General features: G+C 60.9%; 17 protein-coding genes, 1 rRNA gene and 1 pseudogene. 11 read left to right on the plus strand and 8 right to left on the minus strand.

Features of this window, described 5'->3' with window-relative positions:
* Positions 1-93, minus strand: a 16S ribosomal RNA gene (locus tag KO538_RS17455); the annotation flags it as partial.
* A 604-nt stretch (positions 94-697) separates the two neighbouring features.
* Here KO538_RS17455 and KO538_RS17460 point away from each other — a divergent pair.
* From KO538_RS17460 to KO538_RS17470, 3 genes are all read left to right on the plus strand, one after another.
* Positions 698-1990, plus strand: coding sequence for a sensor histidine kinase (locus KO538_RS17460; RefSeq protein WP_072454519.1), 1293 nt, complete (start codon positions 698-700; stop codon positions 1988-1990).
* 68 nt (positions 1991-2058) lie between these two features.
* Positions 2059-2817, plus strand: a complete 759-nt coding sequence (locus KO538_RS17465; protein WP_034751497.1) for a LytTR family DNA-binding domain-containing protein — start codon at positions 2059-2061, stop codon at positions 2815-2817.
* 160 nt (positions 2818-2977) lie between these two features.
* Positions 2978-4168, plus strand: coding sequence for a PAS domain-containing sensor histidine kinase (locus KO538_RS17470; RefSeq protein ID WP_070303810.1), 1191 nt, complete (start codon positions 2978-2980; stop codon positions 4166-4168).
* A gap of 45 nt (positions 4169-4213) precedes the next feature.
* On the opposite strand, the gene KO538_RS17475 is transcribed toward KO538_RS17470, so the two are convergent.
* The 3 genes from KO538_RS17475 to KO538_RS17485 all read right to left on the minus strand — a co-directional run bounded on the left by KO538_RS17475 (position 4214) and on the right by KO538_RS17485 (position 6997).
* Positions 4214-5161 (minus strand): porin, encoded by a 948-nt coding sequence (locus KO538_RS17475; RefSeq protein WP_219329145.1) that lies wholly within the window; start codon positions 5159-5161, stop codon positions 4214-4216.
* 181 nt (positions 5162-5342) lie between these two features.
* On the minus strand, positions 5343-5993 hold the full coding sequence (locus KO538_RS17480) for a class I SAM-dependent methyltransferase (RefSeq protein WP_034751502.1): 651 nt from the start codon (positions 5991-5993) through the stop codon (positions 5343-5345).
* Positions 5994-6055: 62 nt separating this feature from the next.
* The gene (locus KO538_RS17485; RefSeq protein WP_034751505.1) at positions 6056-6997 is read right to left on the minus strand and encodes a CysB family HTH-type transcriptional regulator; all 942 of its coding nucleotides are present in this window, start codon (positions 6995-6997) and stop codon (positions 6056-6058) included.
* Positions 6998-7157: 160 nt separating this feature from the next.
* Between KO538_RS17485 and KO538_RS17490 the strand changes: the two genes are divergently transcribed.
* From KO538_RS17490 to KO538_RS17525, 8 genes and pseudogenes are all read left to right on the plus strand, one after another.
* Entirely contained in the window at positions 7158-7931 is a 774-nt protein-coding gene (locus KO538_RS17490) for a sulfite exporter TauE/SafE family protein (protein WP_034751508.1), read from the plus strand.
* Between the two features lie 81 nt (positions 7932-8012).
* The gene (locus KO538_RS17495) at positions 8013-9701 is read left to right on the plus strand and encodes a nitrite/sulfite reductase (RefSeq protein WP_072454516.1); all 1689 of its coding nucleotides are present in this window, start codon (positions 8013-8015) and stop codon (positions 9699-9701) included.
* A complete protein-coding gene (locus KO538_RS17500) occupies positions 9694-10254 on the plus strand; it encodes a DUF934 domain-containing protein (protein WP_219329146.1) in 561 nt (186 codons plus the stop codon). The genes KO538_RS17495 and KO538_RS17500 overlap by 8 nt, the downstream gene beginning before the upstream one ends.
* Before the next feature lie 11 nt (positions 10255-10265).
* Positions 10266-10982 carry a phosphoadenylyl-sulfate reductase gene (locus KO538_RS17505; protein ID WP_070303816.1) on the plus strand — a complete coding sequence of 239 codons (717 nt, stop codon included), beginning with the start codon at positions 10266-10268 and terminating at the stop codon, positions 10980-10982.
* Between the two features lie 33 nt (positions 10983-11015).
* Positions 11016-11933: pseudogene (gene cysD, locus KO538_RS17510) on the plus strand (sulfate adenylyltransferase subunit CysD); the annotation flags it as partial.
* Positions 11933-13249 (plus strand): sulfate adenylyltransferase subunit 1, encoded by a 1317-nt coding sequence (locus KO538_RS17515; RefSeq protein ID WP_070303818.1) that lies wholly within the window; start codon positions 11933-11935, stop codon positions 13247-13249. The pseudogene cysD and the gene KO538_RS17515, both read left to right, overlap by 1 nt.
* Positions 13250-13277: 28 nt before the next feature.
* Entirely contained in the window at positions 13278-14042 is a 765-nt protein-coding gene (cobA, locus tag KO538_RS17520) for a uroporphyrinogen-III C-methyltransferase (RefSeq protein WP_219329147.1), read from the plus strand.
* 246 nt (positions 14043-14288) lie between these two features.
* Positions 14289-14939 (plus strand): hypothetical protein, encoded by a 651-nt coding sequence (locus KO538_RS17525; RefSeq protein ID WP_219329148.1) that lies wholly within the window; start codon positions 14289-14291, stop codon positions 14937-14939.
* On the opposite strand, the gene KO538_RS17530 is transcribed toward KO538_RS17525, so the two are convergent.
* Genes KO538_RS17530 through lptF form a run of 4 tightly spaced genes read right to left on the minus strand, consistent with a single transcriptional unit; the run spans position 14936 to position 18619 of the window.
* A complete protein-coding gene (locus tag KO538_RS17530; protein WP_219329149.1) occupies positions 14936-15904 on the minus strand; it encodes a stealth family protein in 969 nt (322 codons plus the stop codon). The genes KO538_RS17525 and KO538_RS17530 overlap by 4 nt on opposite strands.
* On the minus strand, positions 15901-16308 hold the full coding sequence (locus tag KO538_RS17535) for a sirohydrochlorin chelatase (RefSeq protein ID WP_072454513.1): 408 nt from the start codon (positions 16306-16308) through the stop codon (positions 15901-15903). The genes KO538_RS17530 and KO538_RS17535 overlap by 4 nt, the downstream gene beginning before the upstream one ends.
* Entirely contained in the window at positions 16308-17477 is a 1170-nt protein-coding gene (lptG, locus tag KO538_RS17540; protein WP_034751534.1) for an LPS export ABC transporter permease LptG, read from the minus strand. The genes KO538_RS17535 and lptG overlap by 1 nt, the downstream gene beginning before the upstream one ends.
* Positions 17474-18619: an LPS export ABC transporter permease LptF gene (lptF, locus tag KO538_RS17545; protein ID WP_034751537.1), complete on the minus strand. Its 1146-nt coding sequence runs from the start codon at positions 18617-18619 to the stop codon at positions 17474-17476. Before lptF ends, lptG begins: the two co-directional genes overlap by 4 nt.
* Positions 18620-18650: the final 31 nt, after the last annotated feature.

Genomic DNA, 18650 nt, shown 5'->3' on the forward strand with positions numbered 1-18650 from the left:
GCCACCAGAGCAAGCTCCGTGCTGCCGTTCGACTTGCATGTGTAAGGCATGCCGCCAGCGTTCAATCTGAGCCAGGATCAAACTCTTCAGTTTAATCTCTGTTACTTTGCCGTTTTACCGGCATGGTCGAACTATTTAACTAGTTCAAACCCCTCGCATTGCGAGGTGTTTGCTCACTCAAAAAACTGACAGGCTACTTCCGAAGAAGTATCCTATTTCATTATTTCTTGTGAACATTTGATATTTTAAGTATTACGACAATCCGAAGATCATCGCTGCACTACATCAAATGCCCACACTTATCGACTGTTAATTGTTAAAGAACTGTATTCGGTTACTGCTTTCGCGCTATCGACAAAGCGTTGTGTTTGTCAGCTGCGAAGAAGGAAGAGTATGAAGCGTTTGCAGCATTTCGTCAACCTTCTTTTTTCTCGTCTCATTCAGCATTTGCATGCGTCGTTCAGCGAGGGGGCGAATTATAGCCCTGCCCCACATTCCCTGCAAGCGCTATTTATCGCCCCTCACCGCCCAGCAAGCCTGGCCTTCACTTCAAGCGCCTTTTTGTGCAGCCTGTCGCAATCGGCTGGCGTAGTTCGTGGTCTTTAGGCACAGTGGCAACATCAGACTCTGACGCTACGCAACAAGCGGTTAAACTTGCCCGCTGCGTCGATTAACTCTTGTACTTGAAAGTGCCCCCATGCTTCCGATTTCCAGCCTGCCCGAATTGTTGAAAACCATCCTCGCTTGGTTGCAACGGGCATTCGACGCGACGACGACCTGGGTCACCCAACTGTCCTGGTGGAAATTCTTCCTGTTCGCTGCGCTGGCCCTGATCGCCGGTTCCATTTTGCAAGATGAACTGTTCTCGTCCGGCCCGGACGAAGAAGTTGTCATCAAGTCGCATAAACGCAGCAGCAAGGGCTCGGGTGAAACCAATATCCTGATCGACGATACAGGCATTCATTTCAATCCCCGCAACAGCAAGAACCGGCGCAGCAGCGCGGCCGATGCAGCCAGCGATCCGGCCGACGCCGCCGAGGCGGACGCGCAAGCCAGTGCCGTGCCGCCGGCACCGCCTGAACCGCCGGCCGCCCCCGCCAAACCCAGCTATCCGGTGACCACCAATGCATCGGGCGAAGAAGTCCATATTGAATTGCCGCCGCAAATCGGCGAAGAGCTGTCAAATGCCATCGAAGAAGCCGTCGATGATGCGGCGGAACAAAAAGTGTCGCGTTATCACCAGCAAGCCTCGACCTGGTTCAAGAGCTTTGTCTCCTTGCTGGTGTTGGCCCTGTTCGCCATGAAAGCCCTGGTCGGCGGCAAGAAACGTGCGGAAGCGGAAACCGTCACGGCAAACGAAGCGGCCGAGCGCGAATCCATGCAGCGCCAGCTCAGCGAAGCGAAGATGCAGATGATGCAGGCGCAAGTCGAGCCGCACTTCCTGTTCAACACGCTTGCCTCCGTCGAACACCTGATCCAGGTTGATCCGCCGCGCGCGGCCAAGATGCAGCGCAGCCTGATTCAATATCTGCGCGCCGTGCTGCCGCAAATGCGCGACAACGCCCTGATTACCAACCTGGGCCGTGAAGCGGACATGGTGCAAGCGTATTTGAACCTGCTGAAAATGCGCATGGAAGAACGCCTGACCGTCGATTTCCAGATTCCCGATGGCCTGCGCAGCGCCGCCTTCCCGCCCATGATGCTGCAATCGATGGTGGAAAATGCCATCAAGCACGGCCTGGAAGTCAAACCGGAAGGCGGTACCCTGCGCATCGTGGCCGAAGTGGCGCACAGCAAATTGCGCGTGACGGTCACCGACGACGGCCTGGGCTTTGGCGTGGTGCCCAGCGATGGCACGGGCCTCGGTTTACCGACCATCCGCGAGCGTTTGAAACTGCTGCATGGCGACCAGGGCAGCCTGACCATTACGCCAAATCAACCGTCCGGCGTGTGCGCCGTGATCGAAGTGCCCTATCAATTGTCCAAATAAGACAGAGTAGTTGATAAAAACGCTAAATCATTGAATAATCAATCTTCGCCCGTTCACACTTGAGACTTATGCCTACCGCTATTATTGCCGACGACGAAAGACTGATGCGCGACCAGCTGCGCCTGCGCCTGGGCCAGGCCTGGCCTGAACTGGAAATCATCGGCGAAGCCAAGAATGGCGACGAAGCGATCGAACTGGTGGAACAACTCAAGCCCGACTTTGCCTTCCTCGATATCCGCATGCCGGGCAAGACGGGCATGGAAGCGGCGCAAGTAATAGGCAGCAAGACGCATATCGTCTTCGTCACGGCCTATGACAGCCACGCCGTCGAAGCTTTCGAGCGGGGCGCCGTCGACTACGTGCTCAAGCCGCCCGAGCACGAGCGCTTGCTGGTGACGGTGGAGCGCCTGAAAACGCACTTGAACAAGCCGGCCCTGGACGTCAACAGCAGCGTCACGGCCATGCTGTCGCAGCTGGCGGAAAAAATCACGGCCAAGCCCACGTATTTGCAATGGATACAGGCCAGCATCGGCCAGGACTTGCGCATGATTCCCGTGGAAGAGATCCTGTTCTTCCGTTCGGACGAGAAATACACGTGCGTGCAGACAGCCAAGTACGAGGCGCTGATCCGCAAACCCGTGCGCGACCTGGCTGAAGAGCTCGATCCTTCGCTGTTCTGGCAAATCCACCGCGCCACCCTCGTCAATGTGAATGCCATCGAAGGCGTGACGCGCGACATCCGCGGCCGCCACCTGGTCCTCATCAAAGGCAAGTCCGACAAGCTCGAAGTGAGCCGCAGCTTCCTGCACCTGTTCAAGCAAATGTAAGTCTCCGCCGCCCGGTCCAGGCCGGCGCGGCGCATGCCTCTCTTCTGCCCCCTTTCTGCGCCACATCAAACCACGCCGCGCCAGCAGGCATAGGCTATATCAAGTCCCGCCCGTCATTCCTGCACTGCCTGCCTTCGCCCACGTTCGCAAGGAGACCCCAATGCCCGACCGAGGCAGTCCCGCGCTGCTGCGCATCTTGCCGCTGGGTATGGCGGCGGCGCTTTTGCTGTGCCTGTTTCCTCCACTGAAAGCCCGCCGGCAACAGCAGGCGCGCGGCCAGGCCATCATCGACAGCGCCAGCGACGCCATCATCAGTATCGACAGCCGGCAAATCATCCTGCATGCGAACGCGGCGGCGGCCAGATTGTTCGACGACACGCCGGCCGCCATGTGCGGCATGCCCCTGGGCCACTACATCCTGCGCGACTTGCGTACCCTCGGCAGCCTGGGCACGCACGATGGCGATCCGCCGTTTGACGACATCAGCCTGGAGCTGCGCCTGACGGGCCGGCGCGCCACCGACTACACCTTGACGGGAAGGCGCAGCGATGGCGCCATGTTTCCCCTCGAAGGCTCGCTCTCGTCCATGCAGGAAGATGGCCAGAGCGTGTTTACCATCATCGTGCGCGACATCAGCGCGCGCCAGCAGATGCATGAACAGCTGGCCCGCTCCTTTTCGCAATTGCGTGAATTGTCGAGCGCGCTGCAAACCATCCGCGAAGAAGAACGCAAGCATATCGCGCGCGAACTGCATGATGACTTGGGGCAATTGCTCGCCACCTTGCGCGTCGACCTGACCCTCGTGCGCCAGCACACGGACACCACCGCCTCCCTGCAAGCGTTGCTGCACAGCATGGACGGCTTGCTGGTAACGGCCATCACCTCGCTGCGGCGCATCGCCAGCAACCTGCGTCCGCGCGCGCTCGATGAAGGGGGATTGTATTTTGCGCTACAAAAACTGCGCCACGACTTCCTGTTGCGCCGCGCCATCCATTTCGACTTGCTGGCCGACGAAGCCGACCTCGTGCTTGACGACGCGCGCAGCACGGCCATCTACCGCATCGTGCAGGAAGCGTTGACGAATATCGCGCGCCATGCCGAGGCCAGCCACATCACCATCGCCCTGCACCGCATCGATTCCTCGCTGGCGATCACCATCCAGGATGATGGCCGCGGCATTGCCGAACACGACCTGGAAAAAGCCACGGCACTTGGCTTGCTGGGCATGCGTGAACGGGTATGGGGCTTGAATGGCAATATCCATATCGGTACCGATAGCGAACTGGGCGGCACGCGCATCGAAATCTCGCTGCCCATGCATGCCGAGGCGGCCGCCGCGGCGATGCAATAAAAAAGGCGCCCGCAGGCGCCTTTGCTTCGTCACATCGAATGATGCTTAGAATTTGTGTGCCAGACCGATCTGGTACGAAGTCAGCGACTTGACGCGCTCGCGGCCAGCGTAAGCGTACACATCGGTGCGCTTCGACAGGTGGTAGTCGTAACCAACGCCGAATTCCTTGATGGTGTCCTGATCCTTGAACTTGTTGTTGCTTTGCTCTTGCTTGCCGTACGACACTTTGGCATCGCCACCGCCAACCGTGTAGTTCAGGCCGATCAGGTAGGACTTGAATTCGCCAGTCGTGGCAACCTTGGTGTCGCCTTTCGAATAGGCCGCCGTGATCTTCGCTGGGCCGAATTTATAGCCGCCACCGATGGACCACAGGTCAGGCTTGGCAGCCGTTGCCGTCGCTTGCACGGCTTTTTCGTAGCCGGCGTGCAAGCTGATCGGGCCATTGTCGTAGGTTGCCAGGCCGATCACGCCTGCGTCAGCGCTGTTGACTTCGCTCAGCACGTATTGCAGGCTGCCCACGAAACCGTCAAAGCTTGGGCTGTTGTAGGTCACGGCATTGTTGACGCGCGACGTGCCGACGCCCGAACGCAGCAGGGTTTCATTGTTCTTGCCGACCACGCCGTAGGTGTTGAATGGGTCGACGCGGGCGATGGTGCCGTCGACCAGATTCTTAGTGCGGCCCAGGATGGTGGTACCGAAAGCGCCTTTCAAGCCCACGTAGGCTTGACGGTCGAACAACACGCCTTTTTGCGCGCCGGTGTCAGCCAGGAATTCACTTTCCAGGTTGAAAATTGCGGACAGGCCGCCACCCAGATCTTCCGTACCCTTGAAACCGAGGCGCGAAGCATTGTTTTCGCGTTGTACCGTCGGCTGGCCAGTGGTCTTGGCAATACCGAGGTCAACCAGGCCGTACACGGTGACGTTCGATTGTGCTTGTGCCGTAGCTGCTGCGAAGGTGCCGATGATCAATGCTGCCAGAGTAATTTTTTTCACTTGAGATTCTCTACATTAGGTTGGACAAGAGTGGTGCTGCTTAGCTGCTGAACCGAATCATGCCCACCAAATACTTCAACAATATGACATCGACAAGATGTTGCTTTTTGGCACAACGTCATGTCAGATAAAAACAACAGACGAAAAAAAACCGCCCGAGGGCGGTTCCTGCGGCAACAGCTTACTTCAGGCGGCAGCTCAGCAGCCAGTAGTATTCCAGGCGCTTCATGCGGATTTCGCGGGCCGAGTGGGCAAACTTCTTGCGCAGGTGGCTATCCGATGGGAAATTCTTCAGTACTTCATAGCGCTCGCCCGCGTCCGTCGTGCGGAACTGGTGGGTGTTGCCTTCCAGGTCGGTACGCGCGATCACGGTGCTGCTGCCATCGACATAGGAATTATCGATCAGCACCAGCAGAATGTCCTTGCCCAGCTTGCTGCGCAATTGCTTCAGGTATTTGTCCTGGTCTTCGCGCTTGACGTGCGACCACCAGAAACCGGCGAACACGGCCGTAAACTTGCCCAGCAAGTCATCGGGCAAGTTGAAGGCATCGAGCTTGGCGAAACTGACGTTGTCGGGCAAGCCGCGCGATTGGGCCAGCGCCAGCATTTCATCGTTGATATCGGTGGCCAGCACGGAGTCGGCCGACTCGGCGACCACTTCCGTCCAGTAGCCGGTGCCGCAAGCCAGTTCCAGCACGGTGTGGCCTTCCAGCACGTCGGCGACCTTGTCGCGCAACACTTCCAGGTCTTCCTGGCGTTCGGGCTTGTCATAGACGCGCTCGTACTGCTGCGCGATGGTGGCGTAATATTTGGCAAGCTGATCGGTAATCATTGTTTCTTCTCTTCTTAAATAATCTTGGCCAGGCAACTCGCCCGGCCGGCTTCATGCATTGTTTATAGTTCGTAGTGCTCTTTATCACCGCTCATCGCCTGCTCGATGAGCTTGCGGTTCAGGGTCGGCGTCAGCAACTCGATAAAGGTATAGATATAGCTGCGCAAATACGCGCCCTGCTTGACGGCCACGCGCGACACATTCATGCCGAACAGATGGCCGACAGGGATGGCGCGCAAGCCTTTGTCGCGCTCGGCATCGAAGGCCATACCCGCTATGATACCAATCCCCATGCCCAACTCGACATAAGTCTTGATGACGTCCGCATCGATGGCTTCCAGCAAGATGTCCGGTTTCAGGCCGCGCAGCACGAAAGCGTGGTCGATCTTGTTGCGTCCGGCGAACGCGCTGTCATAGGTAATCAGGGGGAAAGCGGCGATTTCTTCCAGGGTCACGGACTTCGACTTGAGCAGCGGATGGTCGACGGGCACCACCACCACGTGCTCCCATTGATAGCATGGCAAGGTAATCAAGCCATCGATGGCGGCGATCGATTCCGTGGCGATGGCCAGGTCCGCCTGGTCGCGCTGCACCATCTCGGCGATCTGGCGAGGATTGCCTTGCAGTAAAGATAATCTGACCTTCGGGAACTTCAGCATGAAGGCTTGCACGACCTTGGGCAAAGTGTAGCGCGCCTGCGTGTGCGTAGTGGCGATCGTAAAGCTGCCGCTGTCCTGCGCTGCGAATTCCTTGCCGATGCGCTTCATGCTGTCGATTTCCTGCATGATCAGCTCAACCGACTCCAGCACCAGGCGGCCCGGCTCCGTCAAGCCGCGGATGCGCTTGCCATGGCGGGTAAAAATATCCACGCCCAGCTCTTCCTCCAGCTCGATGATGGCTTTCGATACGCCAGGTTGCGACGTGAATAGGGCCTTGGCGGCGTCCGTCAGGTTGTAATTCTGCCGGACCGCTTCGCGCACGAAGCGCAGTTGATGGAGATTCATTGCTGGTTTGCCCTAGATTGCCGTGATTTGCCGAGTTTCCGCCCCACCCATGATTTTGCGTTCATGCATATACGCATATCGCATATAAGCAAATGCGTACTTAGTAGTTTGGAATAAACACTAAGTTTATTACTATTGCGGGTACTTTGGGGGTGCAAGCATGACTTTGTCTTATATAGTCTCAGGATTTGCCGTAGGATTACTCGTAGGAATGACCGGCGTGGGCGGCGGCTCGCTGATGACGCCGCTGTTAACCCTGCTGTTTGGCGTGCCGCCTTCCGTGGCCGTGGGCACCGACCTCGCGTTCGCCTCGATCACCAAGAGCGCCGGCACGCTGACGCACCGCCTGCGCGGCACCATCCGCTGGGATATCGTCAAGCGCCTGTGCATCGGCGCCCTGCCCGCCGCCGTCATCGCGACCCTGGCGCTCAAATCGTTCGGCACCCTGTCGCCGGAAATCGGCCAGATCATCCGCTACTCGATCGCCGGCTCCGTGCTGCTGACCGTCGTGGCACTGATTTTCAAGGGCCGCATGCTGGCCTGGATCAATGCGCACCCCGAGAAACAATTACAAGGCAATAAGCTTGCCGCTGCGACCATTATTGCCGGCGCCGTGCTGGGCGTGCTGGTGACGGTCTCGTCGATCGGCGCCGGCGCCATCGGCGCGACCCTGCTGGTGATGCTGTATCCACGCATGAGCTCGGCCGAAGTGGCGGGCACCGATATCGCCTATGCCGTGCCTCTGACGGCCATCGCCGCCCTCGGCCACTGGTGGCTCGGCTCCATCCACTGGGAATTGCTGGCCTCCTTGCTGGTCGGCTCCCTGCCCGGCATCACGCTCGGTTCCTGGGTCGCCCGCTCCGTGCCGGAAAAGTTTTTAAGAGTGCTGCTGGCGATGACCTTGACCGGCGTGGCAGTGAAGCTAATCTATTAATTACCGAACAAGTGACAAGAGCAGTATCAAGAACATAATCCCAGGCAATCTTCCAGCACCCCGGCTTTTTTAGGAATTGATATGTACCATTACGATCAGTACGACCACCTCATCATCAAAGAACGCATCGCCCAGTACCGAGACCAGGTTGCGCGCCGTATCGCCAATGAACTGACGGAAGAGGAATTCATTCCGCTGCGCCTGCAAAACGGCCTGTACATGCAACGCCACGCCTACATGCTGCGCATCGCCGTGCCGTACGGCTTGCTGTCGGCTAAGCAGATGCGCATGTTCGCGCACATCGCGCGCAAGTACGACCGCGGCTATGGCCACTTCACGACGCGCCAGAACATCCAGTTCAACTGGATCGAGCTGGAGCAGACTCCCGATATCCTGACGGACCTCGCTTCCGTGGAAATGCACGCGATCCAGACGTCGGGCAACTGTATCCGTAATACAACATCGGACCCGTTCGCCGGCGTCGCGGCCGATGAAATCATCGATCCGCGCCCATACGCGGAAGTATTGCGCCAGTGGAGCACCTTCCACCCCGAGTTCATCGCCCTGCCGCGTAAATTCAAGGTCGCCATCAATGGCGCCGAGGAAGACCGCGCCGCCATCGCCGTGCACGACATCGGCTTGACGGCCGTGCGCAACGCCGCTGGCGAAGTGGGCTTCAAGGTCATGGCTGGCGGCGGCATGGGCCGCACGCCGATTTTGGGCAGCGTCGTGCGCGACTTCCTGCCGTGGCAGCATTTGCTGACGTATATCCAGGCGATCATGCGCGTGTACAACTTGCACGGCCGCCGCGACAACAAATACAAGGCGCGCATCAAGATTTTGCTGAAAGCCATCGGCGTCGAAGAATTCACGCGCCAGGTGGAAGCCGAGTGGGTCGACTTGAAGGATGGTCCGGAAACCCTGACGGCCGAGGAAATGCAGCGCGTGGCGGACTTCTTCAATCCGCCCGCTTACCTGCCCTTGCCGGAACTCGACTACAAGAACGAACACGCGGACAACAAGGCCTATGTCAACTGGCTGGCGCGCAACGTCAAGCCGCATCAGCGCCCAGGCTACGTGGCCGTGGTGCTGTCCCTGAAGAAAACGGGCGTGCCGCCCGGCGACGCGACGGCCGAGCAGATCGACTTCGTGGCCGATCTGGCCGACCGCTACAGCTTTGGCGAACTGCGCGTGACGCATGAGCAAAACCTCGTGCTGGCCGACGTGGAACAGTCGAAACTGTTCACGCTGTGGCAGGAAGCCAAGGCGCATGGCCTGGCCACGCCGAACATCGGCTTGCTGACCGACATGATCTGCTGCCCTGGTGGCGACTTCTGCTCGCTGGCCAACGCCAAGTCGCTGCCGATCGCGGCCGCCATCGCGGAACGCTTCGACAGCATCGACTTCCAGCATGACATCGGCGAGATCGAACTGAACATTTCCGGCTGCATCAATGCCTGCGGCCACCATCACGTGGGCAGCATCGGCATCCTCGGCGTCGACAAGGATGGCAGCGAATGGTATCAAGTGTCGATAGGCGGCGCGCAAGGCAACAACGCGGCCATCGGCAAGATCATCGGGCCATCGTTCTCTTCCCTGCAGATGCCTGAAGTCATCGGCCGCCTGCTGCACGTCTACGTGCGCGACCGCCACGAAGGCGAGCGCTTCGTCGACACGGCCCAGCGCCTGGGCCTGGCGCCGTTCAAGGAACACGTATATGCAACGCCGATCACCGTCGGCAACCTGGTGGGAGAAGACGAATATGTTTGAAGTACGCGAAGAAATCATCAAGAACGCCGCCGTGGTGCCGAATACCTGGGGCTTGCTGCGCCTCGATGAAAACGACACGCCGGAAACGGTCGTCGTGCCTACCGGCAAGGTCATCGTGCCCCTCCTCGTATGGCAAGCCCAGCGCGAGACCCTGGCCGCCCGCCTGCCCGACATCGGCGTATGGCTGGCCAGCGACGAGCGCCCGGAAGAACTGGCGGCCGACGTGGCGCAACTGCCCGTCATCGGCGTGGACTTCCCGAAATTCACGGATGGCCGCGGCTATTCCATCGCGTTCAACCTGCGCGCCCGCCTCGGTTTCCAGGGTGAATTGCGCGCGATTGGCGACGTACTGCGCGACCAGTTGTTCTCGATGCACCGGGTCGGCTTTGACGCGTATGCGACACGCCCCGACCGCAGCATCCATGACGCCCTGAAAGGTTTATCGGTCTTTTCGGAAACCTACCAGGCCTCGTGGGATCAAAAATCGCCGCTGTTCCGCCGCCACCAGCGCGAAGGCCAGAATCCTGACCTCGACAACGCGGCCGGCATCTGAGAAAGCGAGCCATGAGCGACCTCTCTACTTTAATTGACGCCACCCAGCAAACGCTGACACGCATCGCCGCGGACTTTTCGCCGGCCGTGTTCGCCTCTAGCCTGGCAGCCGAAGACATGGTGCTGACCGACATGATACTCAAGGCGAAGCTGCCCATCGGCATCTTCTCCCTGGAAACAGGCCGGCTGCACCAGGAAACCCTGGCCGTGCTCGACAAGGTCAAGACCCGTTACGACCACGACATCACCTTGTACCGCCCGCAACCGGAAGCCGTGGCCGCTTACGTGGAACAGAACGGCCTGAACGCGTTCTACAACAGCGTCGAGATGCGCCGCGAATGCTGCCGCATCCGCAAGGTCGAGCCGCTGGGCCGCGCCCTGGCCGGCAACAAGGCCTGGGTCACGGGACAGCGCCGCGCCCAGTCCACCACGCGCGCCGAATTGCACGTGCAGGAAGACGACGCGGCCCACGCCATGACGAAATTCAATCCGCTGGCGGACTGGTCGGAAGAAGACGTGTGGGCCTACATCCGCGCCAACGACGTGCCGTACAACGCGCTGCACGACCAGGGTTACCCATCGATCGGCTGCGAACCGTGCACGCGGGCCGTGCAGCCGGGCGAAGATGTACGCGCCGGACGCTGGTGGTGGGAAAACCCCGACTCCAAGGAATGCGGCCTGCACATGGTGGACGGCAAACTGATACGCATCAAATCCGTGGCAGCCTGAACAGACACAACAGACTCAGCAGAACAAGAAAGCACCCATATGAGCAATATTTTGAACCAGCGTCACCTCGACAGCCTTGAATCGGAAGCCATCCACATCATGCGCGAAGTGGCGGCCGAATCGGCCAACCCTGCGCTGCTGTTTTCCGGCGGCAAGGATTCCGTCGTCCTGCTGCGCCTGGCCGAAAAAGCCTTCCGCCCAGGCAAGTTCCCGTTTCCCCTCGTGCATATCGACACGGGCCACAACTTCCCCGAAGTCATCACTTTCCGTGACAAGAAAGTGGCGGAACTGGGCGAGCGCCTGATCGTCGGCTCCGTGGAAGACTCGATCAAGCGCGGCACCGTGCGCCTGCGCAACCCGGCCACGGATTCGCGCAACGCGGCCCAAGCCGTTACCTTGCTGGAAACCATCGCCGAATACAAATTTGACGCCTGCATCGGCGGCGCCCGCCGCGATGAAGAAAAGGCCCGCGCCAAGGAACGCATCTTTTCGTTCCGCGACGAATTCGGCGCCTGGGACCCGAAAGCCCAGCGTCCGGAACTGTGGGATCTGTATAACACCCGCGTCCATCCCGGTGAAAACATGCGCGTCTTCCCGATCTCCAATTGGACCGAGCTGGACGTGTGGCAATACATCGCCCGCGAGCAACTGGAATTGCCGCCGATCTACTTCGCGCACGAGCGCCAGGTGATCCCGCGCAACGGCTTGCTCGTGCCGCTGACGGATCTGACGCCGCCGCGCGAAGGCGAAACGGTCGAAACGCAAGTCGTGCGCTTCCGCACGGTGGGCGATATCTCGTGCACCTGCCCTGTCTCGTCCGATGCGGCGACGGTCGACGCCATCATCGCCGAAACGGCAATCACGCAAATCACGGAGCGGGGCGCCACCCGCATGGATGACCAGACTTCCGAAGCCTCGATGGAAAAACGCAAGAAAGCAGGGTATTTCTAATGAACGCAGCAATCCAGAACACCAACCTCACCGACAGCCTGGAGCGCGGCATGCTGCGCTTCATCACGGCCGGTTCCGTCGATGACGGCAAGAGCACGCTGATCGGCCGTTTGCTGTTCGACAGCAAGGGCATCTTCGCCGACCAGCTCGACGCCATGTCGCGCTCCAAGCACAAGCGCACGGTGGGCGACACGGTCGACCTGTCGCTGCTGACGGACGGCCTGGAAGCGGAACGCGAGCAAGGCATCACCATCGACGTGGCTTACCGTTACTTTGCCACGCCGAAACGCAAATTCATCATCGCCGACACGCCGGGCCACGAGCAGTACACCCGCAACATGGTGACGGGCGCCTCCACCGCCGACGCCGTCATCATCCTGATCGACGTGTCGAAAGTGAAACTGGGCGACGACGGCAGCGTGGAATTGCTGATCCAGACCAAGCGCCATTCGACGATTGCCCACTTGCTGCAGATCGAGCACGTGGTCGTGGCCGTCAACAAGATGGACCTCGTCGACTACGATGAAACGGTGTACAACCGCATCGTGGCCGCCTACCGCGAATTCGCCCAGTCGCTGGGCTTGAAGGACATCACGCCGATCCCGCTGTCGGCACTCACCGGCGACAACGTCGTCGAACGCGGCGACAAGCTGGGCTGGTACACAGGCCCGACCTTGATCGAGCTGCTCGAATCGCTGTCCGTCTACGACGAATCGCACGACACGCCCTTCCGCTTCCCGGTGCAGCTGGTGGCGCGCCACAACGGCCACGAAGCGAACGACTTCCGCGGCTACATGGGCCGCATCGAGGCGGGCAAGGTCAGCATCGGCGACACCCTCGTGGTGCAGCCATCGGGCCAGACGGCAACCGTCAAGGATATCGTCACCCTGGACGGCTCGCTGAGCACCGCCGTGGTGGGCCAGTCCGTGACCCTGCTGCTCAATGAATACCTCGACATCTCGCGCGGCGACTTGCTGGCGAGCAGCGAGCGCCCTGCCACCCTGCTGAAACAAGTGGTGGCCGACGTGTGCTGGCTGTCGGAAGACGCGCTCGACTTGCGCCGCAAGTACTGGATCAAGCACGGCACCAAGCAGACGGCGGCCAAGGTGACGGCGATCGAATCGATCCTCGACATCAATACGCAGCAGCGCCATCCGGCCGAAGGCTTGAAGCTCAACGATATCGCCCGCATCAGCCTGAACGTGCAGCAGGCGCTGGCGGCCGACGCGTATGCCGATATCCGCGCCACCGGCGCCTTCATCCTGATCGATGAAGTCACCCACCAGACCGTCGCGGCCGGCATGGTTCGGCTCTAATCCCGTATCGTCCAGGAAAGGCAGCCACATGAACAGCTCCCCATCTCTCCCCGGCAAGGTCTACCTGATCGGCGCCGGCCCCGGCGCGCAAGACCTGATGACCTTGCGTGGCGCGCGCCTGCTGGCGCAAGCGGACGTCGTGCTGCACGACGCGCTGGTCACCGAAGAGATGCTGGAGCTGTGCCCGCAGGCGCAAAAGATTCTGGTCGGCAAGCGCTGCGGCCAGTTGTCGACGGCGCAGGCCTTCATCAACAAGCAACTGGTCGACAACGCGCGCAAGCACGCCATCGTCGTGCGCCTGAAAGGGGGCGACCCCATGCTGTTCGGCCGCGCCGACGAGGAATTGCGGGCGCTGGAAGAAGCGGGCATCGCCGTCGAAGTGGTGCCCGGCATTACCACGGCCCTGGCGGCCGCGGCCGCTACACAGCAGCCGCTGACCAAACGGGGCGTGTCGCGCAGCGTGGCCTTTTTCACGTCCAGCACGGCGCCCGGCGAACCGGACCAGACGCGCATCCCCGACTGCGATACCCTAGTGCAATACATGGGTGGCCGCGAAGCCATCGCCACGGCCCAGCGCCTGCTGGCCCAGGGCCGCCTTGCCGACACGCCGGTGGTGGTGATTGAAAACTGCAGCCGTCCGGACCAGCGCATCGTGCGCCTGACGCTGGGCGCCCTGGCGCATGGCCTGGGCGACAACCACGGCCCCGTGCTGGTGATGCTGGGCGACGCCATGGCCGCGCGCGCGCACCAGGCCATCGAAGAAACGGCCGCCATGCTGGCGCGCCATGCTTGAATAAACACAGCGTATTTTACCGACTTTAAAGTCAGTAACCGACGTCTTCAGAGGAAACATGATACGATGCTCACGCATCTTTTCTCGAGAAGTTGTTGCGTGTTAGCAATAAATTCACGCTTCGCCCCGCCATAGCGCTTGCCATGCGGTCTCCCGGCTGACGGGAGCCACTGACACTCTCCCCGAAAAAAGCTGCGCCCGCAGGCTGCAATACCGCGCCGCGCAACTTTAGCCTTACGACCACACATGAATTTCACCTCCATGCGCGAAGCCCTGACTTCGCTCAGCCGCAGCAATGTCGGCGTCGCCAGCGCTGTGCTGTTAAGCATGCTCGCCTCCATCGCCCTGTGGACGGTGTTCCCGAATATCGACGACGAAAACCATTTGCTCGAATGGCTGCAGGCACTGTTCCTGGCCTTGGCCTGCACCGTGCATGGCGTGCGCGCCTGGCAAGAGACCGACCGCCAGTCCCTGCGTTTCCTCATGCATGCGGGCCTGTGTGCGCTGCTGTTCGGCTTCCTTCTGCGCGAACTCGATATCGACCAGTTCGGCACCGCGCCCGTCTGGGCGCAGCTGGAAAAAGCCCTGCGCGTGGTGGAGTTGCTGATCCTGATACGCTTGCTGATCTTCTTCGCGCCGCGCGCGCGCAAGGTGTTTGCCCATGCGGGCCTGATTTTCAGCATGCGCATCACCATCCTGACGGCCATCGGCGGCTTGCTGATGGTCGCCGGCTGGCCCTTCGACAAGAAGGTCTTCCATGGCATGCCGGACGCCTACGCGCTGCTGGGCGAGGAAGTCTTCGAACTGGGCGCCTATCTGCTGCTGTTCCTCGCTTCGCTGTCCGACAGCACGGCCGCCGCCCGCATCAGCCTGGCGCCGAAGAAAAAAACGGCTTAAGCACTTTCAAATGAGGATGGCAGCGGCAGCAGCCGCTGCAAGGTAGCGGCCACGCGCAGCAGGCGCGGGTCGTCATCGTCGGCCTCGTCGCAGGTATCGTTGATACAGAAAAACGGCAAGCTGCCGAAACGCGCCGCCAGCTCCTCCAGCTGCCGCGGCGCCGCCACATCGCCGCTGGCGATATGCAGCGGATCGAGCATGCGCGACTTCGCGAATCCCTGATGCACCATCCAGCGCGGCACCAGGTCGGGCAGCAGTGCCGGCACCTGCCACGAGCGGAATACCGTCGCGCGCACGCCGGCAAACATGGCCGGCGCCAGCCCTTCCAGTGCATGCAGCGCGCTTTTCAGCATGGGCCGCGGCGCATGCGCATACAGGCGCGGTTCATGCAGGTATTCGGGGTACTGCGCCGACAGCCATTGCCGCGACAACGTAGCGCAGTTGACTGGCGCGGCCACGTCGGCGCGCAAGTCCTGCACGTCATCGTGCGGCGCACTCTCCGTGAACACACTCAAACGCCCCTCCCCTTCCTCCCCGAACCAGAACGCGGGCTCGAACGGCGCGCCAAAAAATACGTCGTCGTTCAGATACAGGAAGCGTTCGGACAGGCCCGGAATATGGTGCAGATACGATTCGATATGGCCGGAGTCGAACACGGGCAGCGATGCGCCGGGCATCAGGCTCGCATGGTCGATCACCGTCAGGCGCGGTGAGGCGCGCAGCCAGTCGGGCACTTGCCGGTCCGTCAGCAGGTAGATATGGCCGTGGCCTGGGAAGAAACGCTCGAGCGCGCGCAGGTTGTAGCGCAGTTCGCCGTTGTCGCGGTAGCGCCCCGCCACGTTGCCGTGCAGGGCCAGCTGGCCCGGATGCGCCCGCGCCCAGGCGGCATAGGCGTGCTGCCGGCGCGCGCGCCAGGCGGGATCGGCGCCGTCTACCCACAGGTAGACGATGTCGATACCGCTCAAGGGATAGGGCTGGAGCCTGGCGCCGCCACGCAGTAATCGGCGATGGCGGCCAGCACGCTGGCGTTCTCGCCGACCGCCTCGACCACCTTCAAGCGCAGTGCCGGATGCTGCTGGCGCAGTTCCTCCAGCAGCAGCGGCAGGTCGCGCAGCACATGCCCGCCCTGCCCCAGGAACACGGGCACCACGGTGACGTCCAGGATGGCGCCGGCGGGCAGCTCGGCCAGCAGGGTCGCCACCAGTTCGGGCAGGCGTGGCGTCATCAGTTCCAGGAAGGCCAGGTGCACGCCGGTACCGGGCATGCGCGCCTGTGTCAGGTCGCGCAGGCGCTCGAAGGGCGCGGCCCACGATGCGGCGCGCGCGCCATGGGCAAACAAGATCAGTGCCTGTTTCACGTTCGTCTCCATCAGTGCCGCTCCACCCACCACAGGGCGCCCAGCGCCAGCAGCAGATACAGGGCGCTCGGCGCCACCGCCGTCAGGAAGGCCGGCCAGGTGCTGAGCAGCCCAAGATGCGAGAACAGGGTGTTGACCAGCATGAAGCTCACGCCGATCATGATGCCGATGAAGATCTTCAGGCTGATGCCGCCGCTGCGCGTATGCATGTAGGCGAACGGCAGCGCCAGCGCCATCAGCACGAAAATGGCCAGCGGATCGATCAGCTTTTTCCAGAAGGCGATGCGGAAACGCTCCGTTTCCTGCTTGTTCTCGGCCAGGTGGCGCGTGTACACGGCCAGTTCGCTGGCCGACATACGCTCGGGATCGGAGGCCGACACCGTCAGGATCTTCGGCGTCACTTCCGACGTCATGTCCTTGCTGGCGCTTTGCACCGTGCGCACCAGGCTCGTTTCCTGCCCATAGTAGTTCGCCAGCTTCGGCTCGAAGCCTGGCGCGGTGGCCGCGCTGTTCGAGAACGAGGTTTCCGTCACATCGGTCAGGCGCCAGATATTATTGCCCTGATACGTCGCGCCCTTGGCCACGGTCAGGGTGCGCAAGCGCATATCGGTGTCGAACTCATACAGCTTGACGTTTTTCAGCTGGCCGTCCGGGCGCGCTTCGCCCACATTGAAAAAACGCGAGCCGGTGACGGTGCCCGTCAAGCCATCGCTCTTGACCATGTCCTTGGTCCACAGGCCAGAGCGAAACTCGCTCGACACGGCCGCGCCGCGCGAGGTCAGCTTGAGGCGCTCGGCCAGCGGCTCCGTGCGCGGCGTGATCAACTCGCCGAAGATGAAGGTGATGACGACGAAGACGATACCGATGCGGAACAGGAAACCGGCCGCCATCGCCGTCGACATGCTCGAAGCGCGCATGATGGTGAATTCGGAACTGGCGGCAAACTGCGCCATCGTGTAGATGGTGCCGATCAGCGCCGCGATGGGCATCACCTCGTACACATGCCCCGGCACCAGTACCAGCACATACAGGAAGGCATACTGGATGGTGTAGCCGTTGCGGCCTACCTTGGGCAGCTCGCCCGTCAGGTCGATGAAGGCTTGCAGTGCCAAAAAGGCCAGCAGCACGAACAGCACCGCCTGGAATATCGAGACCGCAAAATAGCGCTGTAAAATCTTCATTTCGGTGCCGCTTTACTTGTATTGCCGGCGCGGCGCGCGCGCTTGAAAGCCGCCAGCAGGACCAGCGGATGATAGCGGTGGTTCACATTCAGGCGCCACGCAAACAGCACCACCACGGCCAGCGCCGCCAGCAGGTGCAGCGGCCACCAGGCCAGGCCGAAGGTCATGCGGCCCTGTTTCACGCTCGCTTCGATGACCTTGATCAGGTTGCTGTACGTAAAGAAAATCAGCAGCGCGATGATCAGATTGGTCGAACTGCCGGCGCGTGGATTGACAAAGCCCAGCGGAATGGCCAGCAGGATCAGCATCAGGCCGATCAGGGGCGCGCTGACCCGCCACAGCAATTCGGCCATGGTGAACTGGTTGTTCGCCTCGACCAGCGCCATGGTGCTCATGGCGCGCACGCCCAGGTCCGCGCCCATCTCCTGCTGCTTGCTCTCGATGCGCATGATGTACTGTTCGAATTCCATGGTCTGGAAGTCCGCCTGCGTCGGCACGCCCTGGTAGCGGCGGCCGCTCTTGAGCACGAGGAAGCGTTCGCCCTTGGCGTCGGTATTGATCACGCCTTCCCTGGCGACGACGACGACGGCGCTGCCTTTTTCATCGACGGTATTGACGAAGACGTTCTGCACCACGTTCTTCTCGCCGCTCACGCCCTCGACAAAGAAGATACGGTTGCTGCCGGCCGATTCGCGGAACTGGCCCGGCGTGACTTTCTGCAGGTCCTCGCGCTTTTCAAAGCGCGCCACATATTCATCGCTTTTCTTTTGCGCCCATGGCGTGGCGTACAGGCTCAGGACGCCGGTGGCCAGCACCAGCGGCAGGCCGAAGCTGAGCACGGGCCAGATCCAGCGCGACAGGCTCAGGCCGGAGGCGAACCACACCACCATCTCCGACTCCTTGTAGCTGCGGGTGACGACCATCAGCACCGAAATGAATCCGGTGAGGATGATGATGGTGGGCAGTTGCATCAGGGCGGAAAAAACCATCAGGGACATGACGTCGGACGATGCGATCTTGCCGCCCGCCGCCTTGCCGAGAATACCGATCAGCATCCAGGTGAGCAGGATGCTGAACAAAACTGTGAAGGTGGCCCCGGCGGCACTAGCCAATTCACGTCGAAGGGCGCGTTGAAAGATCATTCGGAGTTTATAATTCGGGTCAGTTAGTTGA

It is taken from the genome of Janthinobacterium sp. NKUCC08_JDC (assembly GCF_019345575.1).
Taxonomy (GTDB): domain Bacteria; phylum Pseudomonadota; class Gammaproteobacteria; order Burkholderiales; family Burkholderiaceae_D; genus Janthinobacterium; species Janthinobacterium aestuarii.

Bases quoted from the DNA above. Each gene is read 5' to 3' on its own strand.
- lptG (WP_034751534.1), bottom strand. From the start codon at position 17,477: ATGAAGATTTTACAGCGCTATTTTGCGGTCTCGATATTCCAGGCGGTG.
- KO538_RS17460 (WP_072454519.1), top strand. From the start codon at position 698: ATGCTTCCGATTTCCAGCCTGCCCGAATTGTTGAAAACCATCCTCGCT.
- KO538_RS17535 (WP_072454513.1), bottom strand. From the start codon at position 16,308: ATGGAGACGAACGTGAAACAGGCACTGATCTTGTTTGCCCATGGCGCG.
- KO538_RS17485 (WP_034751505.1), bottom strand. From the start codon at position 6,997: ATGAATCTCCATCAACTGCGCTTCGTGCGCGAAGCGGTCCGGCAGAAT.
- cobA (WP_219329147.1), top strand. From the start codon at position 13,278: ATGAACAGCTCCCCATCTCTCCCCGGCAAGGTCTACCTGATCGGCGCC.
- KO538_RS17495 (WP_072454516.1), top strand. From the start codon at position 8,013: ATGTACCATTACGATCAGTACGACCACCTCATCATCAAAGAACGCATC.
- lptF (WP_034751537.1), bottom strand. From the start codon at position 18,619: ATGATCTTTCAACGCGCCCTTCGACGTGAATTGGCTAGTGCCGCCGGG.
- KO538_RS17470 (WP_070303810.1), top strand. From the start codon at position 2,978: ATGCCCGACCGAGGCAGTCCCGCGCTGCTGCGCATCTTGCCGCTGGGT.
- KO538_RS17500 (WP_219329146.1), top strand. From the start codon at position 9,694: ATGTTTGAAGTACGCGAAGAAATCATCAAGAACGCCGCCGTGGTGCCG.
- KO538_RS17515 (WP_070303818.1), top strand. From the start codon at position 11,933: ATGAACGCAGCAATCCAGAACACCAACCTCACCGACAGCCTGGAGCGC.
- KO538_RS17505 (WP_070303816.1), top strand. From the start codon at position 10,266: ATGAGCGACCTCTCTACTTTAATTGACGCCACCCAGCAAACGCTGACA.
- KO538_RS17525 (WP_219329148.1), top strand. From the start codon at position 14,289: ATGAATTTCACCTCCATGCGCGAAGCCCTGACTTCGCTCAGCCGCAGC.
- KO538_RS17480 (WP_034751502.1), bottom strand. From the start codon at position 5,993: ATGATTACCGATCAGCTTGCCAAATATTACGCCACCATCGCGCAGCAG.
- KO538_RS17465 (WP_034751497.1), top strand. From the start codon at position 2,059: ATGCCTACCGCTATTATTGCCGACGACGAAAGACTGATGCGCGACCAG.
- KO538_RS17490 (WP_034751508.1), top strand. From the start codon at position 7,158: ATGACTTTGTCTTATATAGTCTCAGGATTTGCCGTAGGATTACTCGTA.